This window comes from Paenibacillus sp. MAH-35 (genome assembly GCF_058135425.1).
The window spans coordinates 214,194-230,146 of the sequence record NZ_JBYUPU010000007.1; the positions used below are offsets into that span (position 1 = coordinate 214,194).

General features: G+C 54.2%; 15 protein-coding genes. 3 read left to right on the top strand and 12 right to left on the bottom strand.

Going from position 1 to position 15,953, the window contains the following annotated elements:
- Positions 1-80 precede the first annotated feature (80 nt).
- Positions 81-794, bottom strand: a complete 714-nt coding sequence (locus AC3Y2E_RS10345; RefSeq protein ID WP_190931271.1) for a phytanoyl-CoA dioxygenase family protein — start codon at positions 792-794, stop codon at positions 81-83.
- A 181-nt stretch (positions 795-975) separates the two neighbouring features.
- On the opposite strand from AC3Y2E_RS10345, the gene AC3Y2E_RS10350 reads away from it, so the two are divergent.
- Positions 976-1,836 carry a helix-turn-helix domain-containing protein gene (locus AC3Y2E_RS10350; RefSeq protein ID WP_379209804.1) on the top strand — a complete coding sequence of 287 codons (861 nt, stop codon included), beginning with the start codon at positions 976-978 and terminating at the stop codon, positions 1,834-1,836.
- A 116-nt stretch (positions 1,837-1,952) separates the two neighbouring features.
- Here AC3Y2E_RS10350 and AC3Y2E_RS10355 read toward each other — a convergent pair whose 3' ends face one another.
- The 3 genes from AC3Y2E_RS10355 to AC3Y2E_RS10365 all read right to left on the bottom strand — a co-directional run bounded on the left by AC3Y2E_RS10355 (position 1,953) and on the right by AC3Y2E_RS10365 (position 4,570).
- A complete protein-coding gene (locus tag AC3Y2E_RS10355) occupies positions 1,953-3,158 on the bottom strand; it encodes an MFS transporter (RefSeq protein ID WP_379209806.1) in 1,206 nt (401 codons plus the stop codon).
- A 94-nt stretch (positions 3,159-3,252) separates the two neighbouring features.
- Positions 3,253-3,486 (bottom strand): MEKHLA domain-containing protein, encoded by a 234-nt coding sequence (locus AC3Y2E_RS10360; RefSeq protein ID WP_379209808.1) that lies wholly within the window; start codon positions 3,484-3,486, stop codon positions 3,253-3,255.
- Between the two features lie 115 nt (positions 3,487-3,601).
- Positions 3,602-4,570 carry an aldo/keto reductase gene (locus AC3Y2E_RS10365; RefSeq protein WP_379209810.1) on the bottom strand — a complete coding sequence of 323 codons (969 nt, stop codon included), beginning with the start codon at positions 4,568-4,570 and terminating at the stop codon, positions 3,602-3,604.
- 297 nt (positions 4,571-4,867) lie between these two features.
- Between AC3Y2E_RS10365 and AC3Y2E_RS10370 the strand changes: the two genes are divergently transcribed.
- On the top strand, positions 4,868-6,217 hold the full coding sequence (locus AC3Y2E_RS10370; RefSeq protein ID WP_379209812.1) for an esterase/lipase family protein: 1,350 nt from the start codon (positions 4,868-4,870) through the stop codon (positions 6,215-6,217).
- A gap of 117 nt (positions 6,218-6,334) precedes the next feature.
- On the opposite strand, the gene AC3Y2E_RS10375 is transcribed toward AC3Y2E_RS10370, so the two are convergent.
- Together AC3Y2E_RS10375 and AC3Y2E_RS10380 are read right to left on the bottom strand one after the other, a co-directional pair.
- On the bottom strand, positions 6,335-7,159 hold the full coding sequence (locus tag AC3Y2E_RS10375; RefSeq protein WP_332071567.1) for a DUF2935 domain-containing protein: 825 nt from the start codon (positions 7,157-7,159) through the stop codon (positions 6,335-6,337).
- Positions 7,160-7,314: 155 nt separating this feature from the next.
- The gene (locus AC3Y2E_RS10380; protein WP_379209815.1) at positions 7,315-8,196 is read right to left on the bottom strand and encodes a LysR family transcriptional regulator; all 882 of its coding nucleotides are present in this window, start codon (positions 8,194-8,196) and stop codon (positions 7,315-7,317) included.
- Between the two features lie 124 nt (positions 8,197-8,320).
- Here AC3Y2E_RS10380 and AC3Y2E_RS10385 point away from each other — a divergent pair, with 124 nt between their 5' ends.
- Positions 8,321-9,493: an MFS transporter gene (locus AC3Y2E_RS10385; RefSeq protein WP_379209817.1), complete on the top strand. Its 1,173-nt coding sequence runs from the start codon at positions 8,321-8,323 to the stop codon at positions 9,491-9,493.
- A gap of 488 nt (positions 9,494-9,981) precedes the next feature.
- Here the strand turns inward: AC3Y2E_RS10385 and AC3Y2E_RS10390 are convergent, their stop codons facing one another.
- From AC3Y2E_RS10390 to AC3Y2E_RS10415, 6 genes are all read right to left on the bottom strand, one after another.
- Positions 9,982-10,989 carry a hydroxyacid dehydrogenase gene (locus AC3Y2E_RS10390; RefSeq protein ID WP_332071564.1) on the bottom strand — a complete coding sequence of 336 codons (1,008 nt, stop codon included), beginning with the start codon at positions 10,987-10,989 and terminating at the stop codon, positions 9,982-9,984.
- 332 nt (positions 10,990-11,321) lie between these two features.
- Positions 11,322-12,185, bottom strand: a complete 864-nt coding sequence (locus AC3Y2E_RS10395; protein WP_379209820.1) for a S1C family serine protease — start codon at positions 12,183-12,185, stop codon at positions 11,322-11,324.
- 259 nt (positions 12,186-12,444) lie between these two features.
- A complete protein-coding gene (locus AC3Y2E_RS10400; RefSeq protein ID WP_379209822.1) occupies positions 12,445-12,849 on the bottom strand; it encodes a VOC family protein in 405 nt (134 codons plus the stop codon).
- 290 nt (positions 12,850-13,139) lie between these two features.
- Positions 13,140-13,919: an alpha/beta fold hydrolase gene (locus tag AC3Y2E_RS10405; protein ID WP_379209824.1), complete on the bottom strand. Its 780-nt coding sequence runs from the start codon at positions 13,917-13,919 to the stop codon at positions 13,140-13,142.
- A gap of 23 nt (positions 13,920-13,942) precedes the next feature.
- Positions 13,943-14,578 carry a hypothetical protein gene (locus AC3Y2E_RS10410; protein ID WP_379209826.1) on the bottom strand — a complete coding sequence of 212 codons (636 nt, stop codon included), beginning with the start codon at positions 14,576-14,578 and terminating at the stop codon, positions 13,943-13,945.
- A 116-nt stretch (positions 14,579-14,694) separates the two neighbouring features.
- Positions 14,695-15,789 carry an HAD-IA family hydrolase gene (locus tag AC3Y2E_RS10415; protein WP_379209828.1) on the bottom strand — a complete coding sequence of 365 codons (1,095 nt, stop codon included), beginning with the start codon at positions 15,787-15,789 and terminating at the stop codon, positions 14,695-14,697.
- Positions 15,790-15,953 lie beyond the last annotated feature (164 nt).

The window sequence follows — 15,953 nt, forward strand, 5'->3', positions numbered from 1 at the left end:
CTCGCCCTAAAGAAAAAACCCTCACCCAAGCTAGGAACGAACGCCTGCCTGGGGGAGGGCTGATACTGGTTGTAATCCGTTTACCGTTTCAAAGCCGACAGAAGCTCCCGGTCGGTGAGCTGTTTGCCCGTCTCCGCATAACGGCACGCCTTCGATGCGACCTGGAACGCGTAAGCTCTTCTCGGCTTTTCCGTGTGATTCGTCTTACTGTGGTGCAGCGTCTCGCGATGGAAAATGACGGCGTCCCCGGGAGCCATCGGCTTGCACGGCATCCCGTTCTCCGGATCGGCGGCGCGGCGGTGCTCCGCTCCGTCCTCGTTCAGATTCGCCTGGCGTCCGAGACGATGCGATCGCGGCGCGAGCCACAATCCCGCATTTTCCTGACTGATCGTATCCAGCGCGATAAAACCGTTCAGCATATGCCCCAATATATGGGTGTACATATTGTCCTGGTGCCAGGCAAGTCCCTCTCCGTGCGGAGGCACAACCGCGTACATGCCCATCCATAATCTAACTTCGTCTCCGAGTATGTTCTCGTACACCTCGATCAGAGCCTTGGAGGCAAGCAATGAGGCCGTTTCCGGAAATTGCGCCGCACTTTTGTCGAAATGGATGAATCCGTTGGATTTCCACTTCCCGCTTTCCGATTGGTTCGCAAAATCCGCATTTTCTTTGTTGATTCTCTCCACCGTTTCGGGCGTAATGAATCCCGGCGCGTAAAAAAATCCTTCCCGGTAAAACTCCTCTATCATTTGCTCCGTCAATACAAAGTTCGAGATAACTGCTGTACTCATTCGTACGCCTCCTCAGCTGGATTTGTACTAAATGTACAGGAATGCGGCCGCGAAAACTGCTCGAAACGGCGCAAAAAGTTGTATTTTTGTTCAACCCGGGCCGATCTCGTCCGATGTGCTTCTTTACGAAAGCTGCGTTCCGGGATACGATAGGGAAATCAAGCGAATAGGCGGGGTCGTTATGTTCTACGAAGATGTAAGACTGGAGAGGGAGCTGAACTTCGTTCGGAAGATCGGCCGGTTATCCGAACACGATATGCATGTCCACGATGCGCTGGAGGTCAGCATCCTGCTGGAGAACGACGCCAAATACCGGCTGATCGGCCGCGATTATCACGGGAAACCCGGAGACGTCTTCGTCTTCCGGCCTTTCGAGCCTCATTACAACCTCGTACAGGATACGGAGAAACCGGTTCACTGGATTATGCTGCTGTTCTCCCCGTCGATCGTTCGTTCCATTCCCGAGGGCGGCAAGCTGCTCCGGCCTTTCTACACGGCGGCCAGCCGGTTCTCGCCGCTCATTCCGGCGCATTCGCCTTATGCCATCGCGATTCACGACGCCGCAAGGCAAGCTGTGCTGGAAGAAGAGAACCGTCTCCCCGGCTGGCAAGCCAAACAATTTCAAGCTTTTATCGATATTGTGGTGCACCTGTACCGGTACTACCTCGAGCTGGATCGCGATGCGCATATCGACCGATCCACCGATGAGGGCGTGCTCCGGGTCATCGAGTATGTGCTGTCCCATTTCAGCGAGGACATCGCGATCGATCGGTTAGTAGCTATGGCTCAGATGCGCAAGACGATGTTTTATACCAAATTCAAAGAGATGACGAGTCTCTCCCCGAATGAATTCATAAGCCGGCTTCGGCTGCAGTCCGCTGTTTATTTGCTCGACTACTCCGACAAGTCGGTTACGGACATCGCCTTTGAATGCGGCTTTCATTCGTTAAGCTACTTTAACAAGCAGTTCAAACAGTTCAAAGGCTTGTCGCCCCGGGAGCACCGCAACCGGATGAAATTGGCGGGGCCGCCCGGTACATGAAACGGATAGGGTTCATCTTTGCCATAACTGCCCTAACAAATCGTCGGCTCACCAAAAAAACGCATCGCCTGGGACAGTTCCGCTTCCCGGCCATGCGTTTTATTTCGTAAGTATAATCAGGATTGCGGCTTCGTCTGGAACCGGTTCCGGCTGTCTTTCAGCAAGAACAGGCCAAGGGCGGCCGCCAGTGCAACGCCCAGACAGACGAGCCACGGCAAGCCCGGCCAACCTTTCGCAACACCCAGATCGTACAGCCAGCCGCCGGCGATCGTACTCAGCGCGCCTCCTACGGCTAACGAGTACCCGTTGAATCCGTAATACGAGGCGAGCTGCCGGGGAGGCGCGAACATCGGCACGACGTCCATCAGCAGCGGGCCCGCGATCATCGTTCCGAAAGCAAAAACGACCGATCCCGCCAACAGCGCAATCAGGTTGAAGGCAAACAGGAACGAGAACAGTCCGACTCCCATCACAAGCGTCCCCAGGCCGATTAGCCAAAACCGGTTTTGAACGTTTTGCAGCTTCGCGGTAATCGGCAGTTGGAACAGGATGACAGAGAGCGAGATCGCGCCGTACACGTAGGCTACCCCGCTTTTGTCGCCGGCAACCTCTTCGGCCAACTGAGGTAGCGTCAGGAACAATTGCATAAACAGATAGTAATACCCGATCAGAATCAGCGTATAAGCGACGAACGGCCCGTCTTTTAAAATCAGTTGGATATCTTTAAACACGCTGTTGCGGGCAAAATCGACTTCGAGCCGCGGCAAGCCCCACGCGATCAGTCCGCCGATCAACACGTAGATGCTGCCGGACGCGACAGACAAATAAAAGAAATCGATCGAGCTCAGCACGCTTCCTACGATCGTGGACGATACCATGCCCAGATTGGATACGATGTTCTTGAAAGAAAACAGCGTCTTGCGGTGTTGTTCCGGCGTCAACCGCGCGAAGGCGGCCTGGTAGGACGGCTCGAACAAAGCTCCGCCCAGCCCGGAGACGATCGCCGCGGCGAAAAAATGCCAGACTTCGCTGCAAAAAGCAAACGACATAAAACCGGCGGCACGCACTCCGACGCCAAATACTAACGTTTCCTTACAGCCGAACCTGTCCGCTACGAGACCGCCGATAAACGTCAGCCCCTGCTGAGAGATTTGCCGGACACCGAGCAAGACGCCGGTGAGTGCCAGAGTCCAGAAGAAGTCGCCGGTAAGATGCAGCGTTAAATACGGAATCAGCGCGTAAAACCCCAAATTCATAAAAAACGAACTGATGTACATCACTTTCAAGCTGCCCGGGGCCAACTTCCACGCCTTCAGAGCCATTGCCGTTCACCTGCCTTTATGCGCTGCGCCAGTTGAGATTAACAAGTAAGGGGCGCTCCTGTCCGGCCAACCCGTGCTGCCCAAGTTAAGACCGCTATTCGATATAACGGTATTCCCGGAAAGCCGCGGTCTGCCCCCTAAGGGTACCGTCGTCATCCGTGAGGTTCCACACCGTGGCTTGCATGATATAAAATCGTCTGCCGGTACTCGAGATCCGGACGCCCGTATAATTGTCGACATACCCGTTCTCGCCGACGGCCTTCAAAAACTTGGCCCGTTCCCCGCGCTCCATCTCCCACAACGATAATGCCGCGAGATCCGGTAACACGATGATTCGTCTCCTCCTTGGTCGGCCTTTTTCTCCGCCTCCCTCTCGATCGTTGAGACCAAAACCCGCCTCGATATTCGCCGGTCGGGTCCCGGAAACGATGCGGCTTCTTGCATTATTCTCCTGTCTCGATGTATCTCGCGGTTCTCTCCTCCAGCCGAAGCTGTCCGGCGGCGCAGCTGTCCGCCAACTGCTCCGTCGTTCGTGAGCCGATGATCGGGTAGACCGCGTACGGCTGCGCAAATAATACGGCAAGCGCTACCGCCGAGGGAGCCGCCCCGATCTCTCCGGCAATTTCGCGTACGCGCTCCAGACGGCCGAAGTTGACGTCGTTGAAATATTTGCCGAGCGAAGGCTTGGCTTTCTCCAGCTCTGAGCGGCTGAGCGCGCGGCCGAAAAAGCCTCCGGCCTGAGACGAAAACGGCACCGCCGCCAAATCGTATGTCTCGTGATACTTCTTCGTTGCCTGATCCATAACCGCCAGCGTCTTATCCGATATTCCATCCGGATTCGGCTCGGCCAGACTCCACATCATCTGGTTGGCGCAAAATCCGTACTTCCCCGCGGCTTCCGAATACGCTCTCGCTTCCTCTATACGCTCCACCGACCAGTTGGAGCAGCCGAAACTGCGGATCTTGCCGGCGATCACCTGCTCGTGCAGAAAATCGATCATCTCCGAGACAGGTCTCGACGGATCGTCCCGGTGCAGCCAATACAGATCGATCGTGCTTACTTGCAGATTGCTCAGACTTTTCTGCAAGTCGTGCTCCAGTTCCTCGCACGACAACCGGAAAAACCGTCCCTCCGCCGGCTTCGGACAGCCGCCCTTCGTTCCGACCACGATCCGGTTCCGGTTCTGTCTCAGCTTCATCCACTTTCCGATTGTTTTCTCGCTGACGCTCTTGATCTCACATTGCCAATCCGCATAATTCAGCGACGTATCCAAAAAATTGCCGCCCAAATCGACGAACGTATCCAGCATCTTGAAGGAATCCGCTTCGCTTAGCGTGCTGCCGATCGACGCCGTTCCGAGACAGATTGACGACGCGTGGATGTCGGTACGCGGAATCGTCCGGTATCTCATACTCCTCTTCTCCCCTTATGCCTACGAAATATCCATGGCTTCACTGCATGACCACATAACCTTCGCTGTACAGGCAGCCATTACCTGCCTCCCCCCAAAATAATTACTTCCAACTTAGTCGCATCCCACCGGGCGCCTGCCGCAACAATTTGCTTCTGAATCGGAACGAATCGCCCTATATATAGTTTAGCGGCAACACAGCCTATCCTCCGTGCAGACTTGTCCGCTTGCCGCTTCCGTCTCTCCGTCTTTTCGCCTCTTCGCCTGCCGTCGCAGTTACTTTTTAGGAGGAGTGTTATGGCTAGACGCCCCGTCATCTTGATCCACGGCTATTCCGACAAAGGAAAGTCGTTTCAAACCTGGGTCGGCAAGCTGTGCGAGCTTGGCTACGATCCCCGTACCCTTCACATCTGTTCGTATGAAACGTTAACCAACGAAGTATCGATCGCGGATATCGCCGAAGGTTTCGACCGTGCGCTCCGCGAACGGATCGGCCTGGGCGGAGACGATGAATTCGATGCGATCGTCCATTCGACCGGGATGCTCGTCGTGCGCTCCTGGTTGTCGGTGTACGCCTCGAGACGGAGCCGCTTGAAGCATCTGATCGGGCTTGCACCGGCCAGCTTCGGCTCCCCGCTCGCTCACAAAGGCCGAAGCTGGCTTGGCGGTATATTCAAAGGCCGGAAAGAATTCGGCCCTGACTTTCTGGAAGCCGGGGACCGGGTTTTGGACGGACTGGAGCTCGGGAGCAAGTTCACCTGGGAATTGGCGGAGACCGATTTGCTCGGTCTTACGCCTTGCTACGGCCCGAACGGCGATACCCCGTATGTGTTTACATTTTGCGGTACGCTGGGATATGGCGGCCTCAAGAAGCTGATCAGCGACGCCGGGACGGACGGGACCGTACGATGGGCAGGCTGCGCGCTGAACTCCCGGAAAATCGTCCTCGATCTGGCCAAGCACAAAGAGAAGCAAGAGCGGATCTCCATCTCGAATTGGAGCAATGTCGACATTCCGTTTATTCCGGTCGAAGGAGCGAATCACGGCACGATTCTCCGCGAGCCATCCAACGAACTGGCAGCGGTCGTATACGACGCGCTCGGGGTGGAGAGCGGCCAGGAACTCGCAGACTGGCATCGGCGCGTCAACGCCCTAACCCGGGACACAATGGCCCGGTTGACCCCTTGGCAGCAGTTTGTGATCCGGGTCATCGACGAACGGGGCGAACCGGTACCGGACTATTATGTACAGCTTGAAGGCCGGCGGCATCACTGCGGGCCGGAAGAGCTCCAATACTTTGATGTAGACGTGCATGCGTATAGCGGCGATACGAGCCTGCGGAATTTTCATGTCAATCTGGAAGAGCTGAAGCCCGGCTCCCTCCAAAGCCTGATTCTGCGCGTGATCGCCTCTTCCGGCTCATCGTTCGTTACGTATCATGGCATCTCTGGCGATACAAATGGCGGACAGCAGCCATACGACGCGGACGGCACGTGGCATGCGGCTTTGGATTTGTCGCCCCTGCTCGGCGATACGGAAGTTAAATTTTTTTACCCGTTTACGACAACGCTCGTCGAGCTCCGGCTCAACCGGGAACCGCTCCCGCTAACCGGCCCCAACAAAGTGTGCTGGTTCGATCAGGCGTGAAGCGGCCGGCTTGCCACCGTTAACCGCAAAAATCGTCCTGTGAAGGGTATACCGCTCTAGCTCCTGTGCCCCTTCAGAGGACGATTTCCAGGTTATACACTCCGGCTCATGCAGCCGTCAATCCATGATCAGTTCATGTGCGGCAGGAACCGGCTTTCCCGTCAAACTGTTTTCGAACATATCGATCAGAAACAGAAAACGTTCGGCTTCGCGGAACACGTGATCCGCAAGCAGCGGATGAATGATGCTTTTGATCCGGCATGCTTCGATTAATTCGCGCGCCGTCTTCTTGAAATCGCGCAGTGACTTGACCGAGACCCGGTTTTGATCGAGAAACTGATCGAGCAGCGGTGCGGTCTGCGACTGGGGCCTCATCGATTCCAAATCTTTGGCCTGGAACAGCAGTTGGTCGAAATCGTGGCTGAATTCGTTCGCCTGCTGCACCAGCTTCCGCTCGGAAGGATCGAGCAGATGGCTGATAAATTTGGCATGATCGGCCATAATTCGCAGAAAGAACACATTTTCATCGATAATCGCATCAGGCAGCGGTTCCAGTCTACCGGTGTTCAGCTCGGCCAGCCGGTTTCTGAAATAGTTGGCTTCCCTGCTCACATGATCAACCAGCAGCGGGAAATTGTTCGCCCCCGGCAGTTGGCATGTCAGGATTAATCCGAGCACTTTTCTTTTGAATGCCCATATGTGGGATACGGCGACATAAGTATCCTCATTGAATGTACGGATCGTCTGCGGATCGGTCCCGGCCGTATAGCTGTTTGCCCGGTTCTCGATCGACTCGAATATTGCGTAGAACTGGTTGGCTTCCTGGATCAGTTGAGTGTCGTCACACCGGAACCCCAACTTCAAAAACAAAGAATGCTCCTTCATAATCCGCGACCAAAATCGCACTTCATCCAGCGAACGAGCCACAAATACGTCAGCCATCTCACATGTCCTCCCCGAATTGCCATTTCCCCCACATCATATGTGCGAATGCCTATTTGGTTAACGCTTCGGACAGGCCCCAAAATGCCCCGGCGTCCTGGACACGGACCGGGGTCTGCTGGAATCTGGTGTTTAGCTTTCGCCTGCATGCGATCTTAGCGCTCAAAAAATTCAATCAGCCACCCGGTTAGCTGCTTCTGGGCAGCGCTGATAAACCGGTCCGAACGATGGACCAGCTCCAGGTGACGGACAGGAGGACGGTCGGTGATCGGAATCGCCAGCAGTTCGTATTGCTCCGGCCCCCGTTTCAGCAGACTTTGCGGTTGAATCGTCGCGCCGATATTGGCTTTGACGAGCTGCAGCAGCGAAGAAGCCGTCGTCGTCTCCATGACGGTCGAGATGTGAAATCCTTCCTCCCTGCACGCCTTCTCTACCAGCTCGCGCCCCAGGAACCCTCTCGGATACATCACCAGCGGCAGCGGCTCCACTTCGCGCAGCTTCACTTCCTTCCGTCCCGCCAGCGGATGGGAGCGGTTAACCACCAGTTCGTAGGGCTCGGAGCGAAGCGCAATTTGAGTTAACCGGTTGTCCGGAGTATTCCTCACGCCGATTCCGAGATCCACGGTATTGTCCAACACTTCCTCCTGAATCCGCAGCGTGGAGATCGCCTGAAGCTGCGTGGACGGGAAGTGCTGATGAAAATGAATAAACAGAGGCACAAGCAGGAAGTCCAGATCGGAAGGAAGAACGCCGAGCCGAATCGTCCCGCCTCCGCCCCGCAACAATTCCTGAATCGATTGTTTGGCATCGTGTTCGGCTTGAAGCATTTTCTCCCCGTATACAAGCAGCAGCTTGCCGGCTTCGGTCAGCACGATTTTTTTGCCGATCCGGTCAAACAGCGGCATACCGAGCTCGTCTTCCAGCACGCGGATTTGTTGACTTAGAGTTGGCTGGCTGATCCCGAGCTCGTTTGCCGCTTTAGTAAAATGAAGATGATCGCAAACGGCTAAAAAATATTGAATTTGCCGGGTATCCATATCCTCGCTCCATCAATAGTATTTTTCTATGATTATAATAGAAACGATAGTATTGATCAATTTTCATTCCTTCTCTATACTCGTAGTTACTACTTAACCGCGAAATATAAAGGATGGAGTGCCCATGAGAACCTTTTATTTGCTGGCCGCTATTTTTTTGGCGGCTTTGAATTTACGCCCCGTAATTACATCGGTGGCTCCCTTGCTGCAGACGATCCAGGCCAACACGGGAATGAGCGGAGTGGCAGCCAGCTTGCTGACTACGCTTCCCGTATTGTGCATGGGGGTATTCGCGGTCGTTGCGACCACGATTCGGGATCGGATCGGTCTCGAACGCACGATTTTTCTTGCTCTCGCATTGGTTACGGCAGCCACCGCGTTACGCGGACTTATCGGTTCGGAAACGCTCCTGATTCTGACCGCGGTCGTCGCTGGAATCGGTATCAGTTTGGCCGGACCGCTGCTCTCCGGTTTTATCAAAAAGTATTTCCCGAACCATCCGGGAATCGTCAGCGTGTATTCCGCCTCGATGACGGTGGGCGCCGCTATGGCTTCCGGCCTGTCGATTCCGGTATACGCCCGGACCGGGAACAATCTGCCGCTGACCCTGGCGTGTTGGGCCGTCTTGGGCGTGCTCGCCTTGCTGATCTGGGCGGGGCTCATCCGGAAGCGTAACGAAAACGGACTGCCGGCGTCCCGCTCCCGCCTTCCCATACGCAGCAAGCGGGCCTGGATGCTCACATTTTTCTTCGGGCTGATGGCCAGCATGTTTTATTCGTTAACCGCATGGATTTCGCCGATCGCCCAAAGTCTCGGCTACAGCAAAACAAACGCCGCGCTGCTGCTGACCGTATTTACGCTTGTCCAAATTCCGGTATCGGTGATCGTGCCCTCGCTGGTCGCCCGTTCCGGCAAACGCCGGCAGTTTCTTATCCTGTGCAGTACATGCGAACTAATCGGCATCCTTCTGCTGGTATCCGGGCTCCCGCTATCGGTTGCAGTCGTATGTCTCGGTCTCGGCGCAGGCGGCTTGTTCCCGCTCGCTCTGATGCTGCCGATCGTCGAAACCGACACGGCCGAAGAAGCCGGCAGCTGGTCGGCGATGTCGCAATGCGGCGGTTACGTCATTGGTGCGGCCGGACCGTTTGCCATCGGCCTGCTGCATGATGCCTATAACAGCTTTCTCCCCGCTTTCCTGATGATGCTGGCGGTCATCTTGGTTATGATCGGCATCCAGTGGCGCATCGGCGACAAAGTCCGGCCGGTGTTGTCTCTTCAGGCCGCCGAAAGCCGGTAATCCTGCGTCCCACGCCAGTGACATAAGGAAGAGGCTGTCTCCAAAGTGTCGTATGACATGGGAGACGATTTTCAGACAAAAGGACCTCAAGTCCCACTGTAACGTGGAGACTGAGGTCCTTTTTCTCGAGAAACATCGGTTATGAGCGGGGCAACAAAAATCGCAAATGTACTTTTGTGACTTCACAAATTGGAGTCTCTGGGGAGCCTGTCGATTCATTGTGTAGAAGTGTTAGCAGACCGTTCCAAGTGAAAAGTTACCTTCTTCTGCTCAGACAGGTTGTCCTGAATCCCTTGATTGAATAAGGATTGTAAGGTAGGGGATTCCAGACAAAACTCGCCAGAAGGTAATCTTTTCCCTTTCCACTTGGTTGTCCACATTGAATCGACAGCCTCATAAACCACCCTTATCCTCCTCAAAAAAAAGAGAAAAAGGTGAGCCGACAAGCACGGACACACTTTTTCTCCACATATGACGGACAAGTTCCATTAAGCCATCGTTTCCAGCATGTCATACGTCACGTTGAATTTCAGAGCCTCGCCGTTCAAATACCGCTTGCATTCGTCCGCCATATACAACCCCATACGCGCAACCTCACGGCTCATGCTTCCTGCGATATGGGGAGTCAGAATAACGTTGTCCAGCTGCAGCAGCTCGCTGTCCCTTCGTACTGGCTCCGGGTATGTGACGTCCAGCAGCGCCGTCCGAGTAGGCACCTCCCGCAGGGCCCGGATCAAGTCCGGCTCTACGACCTGGGCGCCCCTGCCGGTATTGATAAACGTCGCATAAGGCATCATCCGATCGAAATGCTCCTTATTCAAAATCCCGACCGTCGCAGGCAAGTTTGCCAAATGGTTCGAGATCGTATGACAGTTCGCAAACAGATCGACCAGCTCCGACTTGACGACTCCCAGCTTGGCTGCGCGTTCCTCCGACAAATAAGGATCGAAGACTTCGACCGAGATGCGGTACGCTTGCAGTCTCTCGATGACCATGCTGCCGATCATGCCTGCGCCGAGTATGCCGACTTTCGCGCCGTAGTTGCCCGGATACTGGTCCGCCAGCATTCTCGACTCCAAGTGATCGGATTTGCACATCGCGGCCGAGCGGAAAAATCCTTTATTCGCCAATACGATTTGAGCCGCCGTGTACTCCGCGACGGGAACCGCATTCGCCGCCCATGCGCTGACGACGGTTACCCCGCAAGCCATAAAAGGACGAGCGAACGTTTGCACCGACCCCGCCCCATAAAACAATACCCGCAATTTCGGCAAGTACCGCTTGATTTCCTCCTCAGTAAAACGCGGAACCCCCCATGTCGAGAAAGCGATCTCCACGTCCCGAAGCTCGGACTCGAAAGACTCGATGTTTTTGTGGTTCACAGGCTCCGCCATAAATTCGAGAATCCCGTCCATTTGTTCGTAGAAACCGCTGTCATATACTTGCGTTCGTTTCCCGTTGTCATCCGATCCCAAAAAAACCGCTCTATTACTCACGCACTATCTGCTCCCCTCAAGTTGGATACTATCAGCGCTTATGAGGCTTGACCGCAAAAGTTTAACCCAAAATCAGCAAAAAAGGAAGAGCTCCCGGTAATTTTAGGAGCCCATTTCTAGAATTCATCCTACTGCATATGCACACCGATTTGCTGAGAGAACGGTGACAAGGCCCGATCCGGCGTATATGGTCATGGTGGGAGAGCGCTACGGATGACCCCTCAGTTGTCTCGTGTCTTGAAATGAACGGCTGGCTGGGTCAGACGAAAAGCGAGTATCCGGCGGCTCTTTTCTCCTCATCAGCCATAATTCCGTTGCCGTCTCCGCGTCCGTCATTGACCGCCATACTGTTTCTCCAGCAGCGGAATCAGATGGCGGATCGGGACGGCCAGCCCCATCTTCTCCTTCTCTCCGCCAAGTTCAACTTGTGTAGTTGCAAATACGACTCCGATCACTTCGCCGCTTTCGTTGATGACCGGACTGCCGCTATTGCCTTTGTAGATCGGAGCGCGGAGCGCCATCGCCTTCACATCCAGACCCTGCACCGGGATCTCGCCAACGATCGTACCCTGGTTTGCGATATGGTTGAAAAATAGAGGATTGCCGATCACATACACCGGATTGCCCGGCAGCCACTTGGACTCCCGCTCGAGAGGAAGCGCCGGAAGTTGGGACTCGGGCGATACGATCTTAAGCACAGCCAGGTCGAGAGTCTCCTCACTGATCACAACTTCCGCTTCATGGCTCGCCCCTTCTGAAAAACGCACAAACGCTTTCTGCTTTCCGTCGATCACATGATGGTTCGTGACAATATAACCGTCTGGCGATATGACAAATCCGGTGCCTTTTCCATCTTCCGTACCGACGACGACCACGGATTGCTTGTACCGGGCGATCGAATCGTCCTGCGACAGTTTCCTCGAAATCGCCAGAAACTGAATCGCCTGCATATTGTAAAGCATCGGCCAGAAGGCGACAACATTGCCGAGCATAGCGGCGATAGCTGTGACCGCGATCCATTTTTTCAGGCGCTGTCTCGCTCTCGCTTTGCGTTCGAAGTATGCCCGCTCTTCGGCTTCATCCGCTTCATCCTCATCCGTGTCGAGAAAGTCCGGCTCTTCCCATACCGGTTCCTCCTCCTTGCCGGTCTCCTCTCTATCGATGTCCCCCTGAGTACGTTGCTCGTGCTCCTTCATCTGCTCCTCCTGTCCGCCCTCTGTCCTCTGTCCTCTGTGTCTGGTGCCTGGTGTCTGTCGTAAGTTATCGAATATTATACCATGAACCTATCCACTCCGGTCTCTTCCTTTCGTATCAATAGAAAAACCGTCCGTAAAAGAGCGGACGGTCGTTGATGTGCAATCCCAGACGTTAGTGCATTGGAGGGAACGGATACCTTCGCTCCAGCCGATTGCCGAAGCAAGCAGCCGTTTCCCCTTCCGGATCACCGCGGTTCCCTTACTGCAAGCTTAATTGCCACGAAACTCCGAACGGATCGGCGACCCAGCCGAACTGTTTGGCAAACGGATACGCCTGAAGCGGCATTAACACTACACCGCCTTGCGACAACGTTTCGAAGGCACGGCTTATTTCCGCTTCCGATTCGCAGTTCACATAGATGGAGATCCCCGGCGAGAAGGTCCACTCATGCTTGACAGGACTGTCGATGCACATGAACGTTTGACCGTTCAACAGGAAGGTGCCATGCATAACGCTGCCTTCCTTCCCGGGACCTTCAGCCCCGTATCGGGTTATATTCATAATTTGCGAATGCTCGAATAACGAAGTATACAGATTCATCGCTTCCTCGGCTCGTCCGTCAAACGTAAAAAACGGAACAAACTTATTGCCTGGTATCGTCATCTTGTTGGTCTCCTCTTATCATGAATTTGTATTCCTAATACTCAACCACAGAGTTAAACATAAAAACATGATCCTTGTACTTATCAGCCATTCGGTAAAGTATGGACATAAAGCAGCTTTACTTGTATTTCCTTGGCTAGCCGGATTTATTCGTAAAAAGTCCGGTCCCACCCTGCCCGACTGACTGCTGAAAACTCAAGTGAGCGACTCGCAAAACGAACGATGCCGCCCTCCGGTAGTGGCGAACGTACTGCGCGCAATCTACACGTGTATCCCCACGAATTATCCGGCTAGATCGGGTTCAACTCACTAGGCAATTCCTGCTCCGACATCCAGCTGTCAAGAATTCGATGGAATAGATCCGAATTGGCCAGCGATATGCCGTGCCCGACTTTCGGGATCGCATATCCGGTGCCGTTCGGGTGGCTCTGTGCAAGAAGTTTCGCGGATTCGAGCATCGCTTTTTTCTCCTTGCCCCCGACCAGAACTAACAGGTTGGCGCCACTACGCGTATAACCGTGTGGAATCCCGAACGACATGTTCTCTTCCAATACCGTAAGCAGGTCCGTTTCGTCCATCTGCCTGGAATTTGTATAGTAGAACTCGAAATCTTCATCTCTAATGTACAATACCCGAGCTTGCAGCTTCGCAAACGTCCTGCTCTTCATAAGCGGCATCGACAAGTGGGTCAGCGGCTTGAGAAGTTTCCAAGTAGTTTTCATCGGCTTTACGAGTCCGCTCACGATAACCGCCCGATCGGCTGTCGCCTGATCCAGGCCCAGCATCTCCAGAGCAATTTGAGCACCCAGCGAGAATCCGACGATCGTCAGGTCCCGCCCGTTACGTCTTTCTTTAATCAGCTTCATGATCTCCGCAGCAGTATCGCGAATCGAAATGAAGCGCACGTTGGCGCTGTTGCCATGACCCGGCAGATCTGGGACTAAGATGGAATAACGGTCCTGGAAATAGCGGACCTGCTTGTCCCACATCCAGCCGCTTACCCCTCCTCCGTGCAGAAAGACAAGCAGCGGCTTGTTGGAATCGCCTGCTTCCTTCACATAAAGGCTCATGCTCGTCCCTCTATTCCGATAGGTTATATACCCGCAAACAGCTCCTCCAACTCTCGCAAAGCCTCCGCTACATCCCGTTCCGCGTTCAAAGTGCGAATCATGTCGGCCGTAATCGGAGCGCCGGCGTAGATCTGCTGCACCGTTTCAAGCGGCACTGTCATCTCGAAGTAACCCTCCGCCCAATCGGCATAATCTTCCGGCGTTTCAAAGATCGTACCGAGCAGAAAGCCGGAGCCATCCTCCTCCCCGTCGGGGATTTCTACGTTGCCTTTCCGCCAGACGGAATCTCCGGCTTCCCGCCATAGGCAGAAGGTGACCTCGTCTTTCTCCAGCGCCTCATCGTCCAGCCAAGCCAGAAGTGCTTCCGGCGTTTGGTCATAAATACCGGTCCATACCTCGTATTCGACTCCCGCGTGAGGGCTTAAGGCCGACTCGTGATCGAACCCTTTCATAATAACCCCTTCCGAAGTAAACAAAACAAACAGGTGGTCGCCTGCCCCGTTATCGATCTTCGCCAGCGAAACTTGAGGTGCCCACTCCACTATAAAACTGTGATACCGCAGCCATTCCTCCGGGCAAAGGATCAGATCCAGCGCGGTCAAAGCCATCAGCCGTTTTTTCAAAACATCGGGTTCAGCAATCGTGTGTAATTCCGTCATCTTGGCAGCCTTCCTTCCATACGACACATCGAGAGCCAGGTGCTGGCCTCCGATTAGCCATCTTCATCCATTTCTCTTATTCTATCGAATGAGTTCTCCGCTAGCAATTCCGCCAGTCAATTTCCAGCCGGAAACGGATAAGTGAATACAACCAATCCGTCAGGGTCCAAACCTTCTTCGATAAACCCGGCTTTTTGAAAGCAACGTAGACTGGCCCGGTTTTCCGTTTCTACATACGCCTTGACGGTTTCGATCCCCATAAGCTCAGGCCGGTCAAGCAAATACTGCAGCAAACGGGCTCCGTAGCCCCGGAATCGCATTGCAGGATGAACCAGCAGCCCGACCGAAGCGGTACGGTCCGCGTACGTCTCTATATGAATGTGACCGACCGCGCTCCCGTTTTCATATACGTTCCACGCGTAATAATCGGAGCTTTGCTGAACGAAGCGATACCAACGGTCTAAAGGCAGTATACCGCCTAGCCAGCTTCGCACCTCCGGGTCCTGAAACCACGCTTCCAGCAGAGCGAGCCCTTCCCGATCAAGCGGTACGAAATCGAGCGAAAAGCGGCGAACCAGCCCCTCAACCGAAAGCTCCTGAAACTGGTGAAATTGCAGATCGGCTCCTGTCATATCTTCATCGACATGGCTCAGTCCTTTAAAGCCGAGACATTTCATACCGGCCTGCTTAGCCGCCAACCACCCGTTCCGGGAATCTTCGATTACGATACATTCACGGGGATTAATCTGAAGCTTATCGCTAGCCAGCAAAAAAATCTGCGGGTCCGGTTTGGAGGCAGCCACCTCTTCATCGCATACCGTAACATCGAATAAGTCGCGCAGCCCGAACAAATCCAGGACGGCGTCCATTCTTTTTCTCGATGCGCTTGTGGCGAGCGCCGTCTTCATTCCATGCTCCTTGCACTCCAACAAAAACGGCAGCACCCCGGGGACTGGCTGCATAGATGCGTACAGCTCGATCTCGCGGTCTTGATTATAGCTGCCGATCAAGGTAGAAAGGTCATGCGGCAAGTTGTAGCGTTCCTTCACAATGGACCAAAATTGCCGGGAGCTTAAACTCCCCCATGACTTGATCTCGTCAGCCGTTATGCTGCAATCGTAGGATCGGGCAGCTTCACTCAGCAACTCGTACGCGACGGAATTAGAGTCGATGATCACTCCGTCCATATCAAACAAGAACGCTTGGATCACGTTACTATCACCCTAACATTTGCCCCTTTCAATCATCTGTATCGATTTATACTTATTTCTCGCCGGTTATCCGATTCCTTCCCAATAGGGAATGTTTCCGCTTCCCGCCGCACCAACAACGGTTATACCGATTCTCTACCTTCCTTTTATTGCAAATTCTTGTA